This is a genomic window from Massilia sp. CT11-108 (assembly GCF_047302915.1).
Classification (GTDB): domain Bacteria; phylum Pseudomonadota; class Gammaproteobacteria; order Burkholderiales; family Burkholderiaceae_D; genus Telluria; species Telluria orientalis.
The window spans coordinates 1-4,529 of sequence record NZ_JBKYMO010000447.1; the positions used below are offsets into that span (position 1 = coordinate 1).

The following is a 4,529-nucleotide window of genomic DNA, read 5'->3' on the forward strand; positions in this document are numbered from 1 at the left end:
CGTGGTACATGGCCAGTACCGCGTCGGCGTCCCGCAGGTACTTCGGCTGGAACAGCGTGTCGGCCGGATACGGGCCGGGGGGGGGGGGGGGGGGCCGGGGGGGGGGGGGGGGGCCCGGGGGGGGGGGGGGGGGGGGGGCCCGCCGCGCGGCCCCGCCCCCCCCCCCCCGCTGCACGGTTGATCCAAATCCCGCTACAATTTCGTCCCTCGGACGCTCGCATCCTGCAGAGCCGATGTTTTATTCAAGGCATGCATATGCAAAGACTCCTCACCGTCATCCTCGCCTGCCTCGGCATGGTCGGCGCGCTCGCCATCGACACCTATCTGCCGTCGATTCCCGCCATCGGCCGGGCATTCGACGTCGGCCCCGTGGCCGTGCAGCAGACGCTGTCGGTCTTCCTCTTCATGTTCGCGTTCATGATGCTGTTCTACGGGACGCTGTCCGATTCGTTCGGCCGCCGTCCCGTGATCATGGTCGCGCTGACGGTCTACACGCTGGCCTCCGCCGGCGCCGCGCTCGCGCCCACGTTCGGCTGGCTGCTGCTGTTCCGCGCGCTGCAGGGCATGTCGGCGGGGGCCGGCTCCGTCATCGGCCAGGCCATCGTGCAGGACCGCTTCACGGGCGCGGACGCCCAGCGCATCATGTCGCACATCATGATGGTGTTCGGCCTCGCGCCCGCGATCGCGCCGGTGCTGGGCGGCTGGTTGCACGTGACGTTCGGCTGGCGCGCGACGTTCGTGTTCCTCGCGCTGTTCGGCACCGTGATGCTGCTCGCGACCTGGAAGCTGCTGCCGGAAAGCCTGCCGCGCGAGAAGCGCCACGCGTTCCACGGCGTGGCCATCGCGCGCAACTACCTGAAGGTGCTGGGGCATCCGCAATTCGTGCTACTGTCGCTGTCCGTGGGCCTCGCGTTCGGCGGGCTGTCGCTGTACATCGGCTCCGCCGCGAACTTCGTGATGGAGATCCTGCACCTGCCCGAGACGGCGTTCGCGTGGATGTTCATCCCGCTGATCAGCGGCATGGTGATCGGCTCCGCGTGGGGCGGCAAGCGCGCCGCGCGCATCCCGGCGCCGCGCATGCGCGCCATCGGCTTCGGCACGATGCTCCTCGCGTGCGTGCTGAACGTCGGCTACACGGCGGCCGCCGGCGACGCGGTGACGATCCCGTGGGCCGTGCTGCCGCTGATGGTCTACACGTTCGGCCTCGCCGTCGCGATGCCCGCGATCCAGGTGAGCGCGCTGGGCCTGTTCCCCGACAACCGCGGCCTCGCGTCGTCGATGCTGGCGTTCATCCAGATGATGTCGTTCGCACTCGTCTCCGGCCTCGTCGCGCCGCTGCTGTTCGACAGCGCGTTCAAGCTTGCGTGCGGGGTGGCGGTGGGGCTGGTGGCCAGCTTCTGCGCGTGCCAGCTGGGCAATGCGATGGCAAAGGAGCGGGTGGCGGCGGCCTGACGAACCTTACGAATCCGTAAGTGGTCAGGCCGGGATCATCCCGGCAATAATTCCTCATTCAATTCCGTGGAATGGGGAAACGATGCATCGAACGATACTGGCGGGTCTGGTTGCGGCGGCGCTGTTGAGCGCTTGCGGGGGCGGAGGAAGTAGCGGCGGCGCCCCAGCGCAGGCGGCGGCAACGGTCACTTACCGTTTCGTGCCGCCGAAAGCGGGCGCGCATCTCGTCTATGTCGACCAGCAGGCCGACACCCTGAACAACACGTTACACCGCACGACGGACGACGACGTCACGGCGGTCAATGCCGATGGCACGTTCGCCGTGCACGAAGAAGATCCCTCGCACAACCGCGTCGTGTCCGGCGCGGTCGACCAGACCCTGTACCCGACGGACTTCCAGTACGACGCGGCCGGGCAGGTGGCCGCGATGACGATCGATAAGGGCACGGCCGTGACGCACTGCACGTACCAGGGCAGCCAGGGGGCACCGGCAACGCTGGCCGTCGGCGCCGGCTGGGCCGCGCAATACACCGAGACCTGCAACGGCGGTGCCGGTGTGACTTACACGCAGAACGGCACGCTGTCCGGCATCGAGACGATCACGATCGCCGCGGGCACGTTCAGCGCCTACAAGTTCGTCTCGACGACGACCTGGACCGTCAACGGCATCACGCGGACGGAAAGCGCCACGCGCTGGCGCGATGCGTCCGGCGGCGACACGCGCACCCTCAAGATGGTGCGGGCAATCGCCTACAGTGGCGGTACGCCGGCCGCGGGCTCGCTGGTGACGGGATCGCGGGAATTGCAGAGTTATCGGTAAAGCCCTGCGCGGGGCGCGGAACGGATCGGCATCGGTGCTGTCCAACGGTTGTCATGAATCGGCATGGTCGCCGAAAGGAGCATCCAATGCGTGTCTCCGGACGTCAGGCGCGTGCGTCCAGGGTCTTGGGCCTGGGCATCCCACCCGCGATCTGTTGCATGCTGGCGGGCTGCGCTGGGTCGCCGGTCGCGCCGGACGCGCAACCCGGGCACTGCCGGCGCGCCAGCGAACAGGAGATCACCGCGCTGTTCGACCGCTGGAACGCATCGCTCAAGACGGGCGATCCGCACCAGGTCGTTGCCAATTACGCTGAACGTTCGATCCTGTTGCCGACCGTGTCGAACGTGCCGCGCCTGACGCCGGCCGACAAGGAAGACTACTTCAGGCACTTCCTGGAGAGCCGGCCGTCCGGCGTCATCGACCTGCGCTTCGTCGACATCGCCTGCGACACGGCGGTGGACGCCGGCCTGTACACGTTCACGTTCGGCGCGACGGGGCAGGTGGTCCATGCCCGCTACACGTTCACGTATCGGTGGGAAGGCGGGAAATGGCTGATCACGAGCCACCATTCGTCGGCCATGCCGGAGCCACAGCCGCACTGATCGGCATCAGCGGCGATGCTGCTTCATCGCCTTGTCGACCTCGCGCTTGGCGTCGCGGTCTCTCTCGGTATCGCGCTTGTCATGCTGTTTCTTGCCCTTGGCGAGGCCGACTTCGCATTTCACGCGGCCGCCCTTGAAGTGCAGGTTGAGAGGGAGAAGCGTGTAGCCGGAGCGCTCGACCTTGCCGACCAGCTTGTCGATCTCGGCCTTGTGCAGCAGCAGCTTGCGCGTGCGCAGGGCTTCCGGATGGCTCCAGGCGGAGGCGGTCGTGAGGGCGCTGATGTGCGCGCCGAACAGGTACAGTTCGCCGTTGCGTACGACGACGTACGCTTCCTTGATCTGCACGCGGCCGTCGCGGATCGCCTTCACTTCCCACCCTTCCAGCACGAGGCCGGCCTCGTAGCGGTCCTCGATGAAGTAGTCGAAAAAGGCTTTTTTATTGTCAATAATACTCATGAAATCGCTAATTTCCGCGCGTCGGTTAAACTACCGTCGTCGCGCTTCTGAAATGTCGAGCGCGACGCAACGTAACCAACATCATAACAAACGGTTGACCAATGGCAGTAGTGCACAAATCAGTTTTCCTCGGGTACAGCGCGGAACAGATGTTCGATCTGGTCGCGAAAGTCGAGGACTATCCGAAATTCCTTCCCTGGTGCAGCGGCGTGAAAGTGCTCGAACGCAGCGATGAGAAGTTGGTGGCCTGCCTGCAAATCAACTTCCACGGGGTCAAGCAGAGCTTCACCACATCGAATCACAACCAGCGTCCGGGCCAGATGAAGATGCACCTCGTCGACGGCCCTTTCAAGATGCTGGAGGCCACGTGGAACTTCAAGTCCCTGCGCGCCGACGCCTGCAAGATCGACTTCGACATGCAGTACGAGTTCTCGAGCATTATCCTCGAGCAGCTCGTCGGGCCCGTGTTCGGCATGATCGCCAACACAATGGTCGATTCGTTCTGCAAGCGTGCCGAGGTGATCTATGGCTGAGCAGGCGGAATTGCAAGTCTACGTCATGTACGCGTTGCCGCAGAACGAGTTCATCCGGCCGCTGCGTGTCGCACCCGGCACGACGGTCGGGCAGGCGATCGAGCAGAGCGGCGTGCTGGCCGCGTTCCCGGACATCAATCTCGTGACCCAGCCGGTAGGCATCTACGGCAAGAAAAAGACGCTGGAGACCGCGCTGCGCGACCGCGACCGCGTGGAAATCTATCGCCCGCTCGTGGCCGACCCGAAGGATTCGCGGCGCAAGCGCGCGGCGAAGAAGCAGACCGCTGCGTAGCGGTGGGCACCCCTGTGCCCACGCGCAACGCCAACACGCCACATACGTCACGCGTGGGCACGTGGTGCCCATCCTACCGGGACGGACAGTCCGCCAGCACGCGCCGGGCCTGAACCAGCCGGCGCGCCTTTTCTTCGTCCGTCACGAAGACGCGCTCGCCCTTGTCATCCATCTCCGCGATGCGCACGCCCGACGTCAGCACGGCCTCGCTGCGGCGGGCCGCGGCGCATTGCGCGGCGTCGTCGGCCTTGCGCTGCTCGTCCGCCGAGGCCTTGCGTTCGTCCGCATCGCGCTCGGCGGACAGTCCGCCAGCACGCGCCGGGCCTGAACCAGCCGGCGCGCCTTTTCTTCGTCCGTCACGAAGACGCGCTCGC

General features: G+C 66.1%; 6 protein-coding genes and 2 pseudogenes. 5 read left to right on the forward strand and 3 right to left on the reverse strand.

What is annotated here, in order from left to right:
- A pseudogene (locus ACEN88_RS24995) lies at nucleotides 1–76 on the reverse strand (4-hydroxythreonine-4-phosphate dehydrogenase PdxA); the annotation flags it as partial.
- 179 nt (nucleotides 77–255) lie between these two features.
- On the opposite strand from ACEN88_RS24995, the gene ACEN88_RS25000 reads away from it, so the two are divergent.
- From ACEN88_RS25000 to ACEN88_RS25010, 3 genes are all read left to right on the forward strand, one after another.
- Nucleotides 256–1,452 carry a multidrug effflux MFS transporter gene (locus ACEN88_RS25000; RefSeq protein WP_413344026.1) on the forward strand — a complete coding sequence of 399 codons (1,197 nt, stop codon included), beginning with the start codon at nucleotides 256–258 and terminating at the stop codon, nucleotides 1,450–1,452.
- A gap of 82 nt (nucleotides 1,453–1,534) precedes the next feature.
- Nucleotides 1,535–2,272 (forward strand): hypothetical protein, encoded by a 738-nt coding sequence (locus ACEN88_RS25005; protein WP_413344028.1) that lies wholly within the window; start codon nucleotides 1,535–1,537, stop codon nucleotides 2,270–2,272.
- A gap of 158 nt (nucleotides 2,273–2,430) precedes the next feature.
- Nucleotides 2,431–2,874, forward strand: a complete 444-nt coding sequence (locus ACEN88_RS25010) for an SgcJ/EcaC family oxidoreductase (protein ID WP_413344030.1) — start codon at nucleotides 2,431–2,433, stop codon at nucleotides 2,872–2,874.
- Nucleotides 2,875–2,880: 6 nt separating this feature from the next.
- Here ACEN88_RS25010 and smpB read toward each other — a convergent pair whose 3' ends face one another.
- On the reverse strand, nucleotides 2,881–3,330 hold the full coding sequence (gene smpB / locus ACEN88_RS25015) for an SsrA-binding protein SmpB (RefSeq protein ID WP_413344032.1): 450 nt from the start codon (nucleotides 3,328–3,330) through the stop codon (nucleotides 2,881–2,883).
- Nucleotides 3,331–3,431: 101 nt separating this feature from the next.
- Here smpB and ACEN88_RS25020 point away from each other — a divergent pair, with 101 nt between their 5' ends.
- On the forward strand, nucleotides 3,432–3,863 hold the full coding sequence (locus tag ACEN88_RS25020) for a type II toxin-antitoxin system RatA family toxin (protein ID WP_413344034.1): 432 nt from the start codon (nucleotides 3,432–3,434) through the stop codon (nucleotides 3,861–3,863).
- Nucleotides 3,856–4,155: an RnfH family protein gene (locus ACEN88_RS25025; RefSeq protein ID WP_413344036.1), complete on the forward strand. Its 300-nt coding sequence runs from the start codon at nucleotides 3,856–3,858 to the stop codon at nucleotides 4,153–4,155. Before ACEN88_RS25020 ends, ACEN88_RS25025 begins: the two co-directional genes overlap by 8 nt.
- Before the next feature lie 73 nt (nucleotides 4,156–4,228).
- Here ACEN88_RS25025 and ACEN88_RS25030 read toward each other — a convergent pair.
- A pseudogene (locus ACEN88_RS25030) lies at nucleotides 4,229–4,529 on the reverse strand (hypothetical protein); the annotation flags it as partial.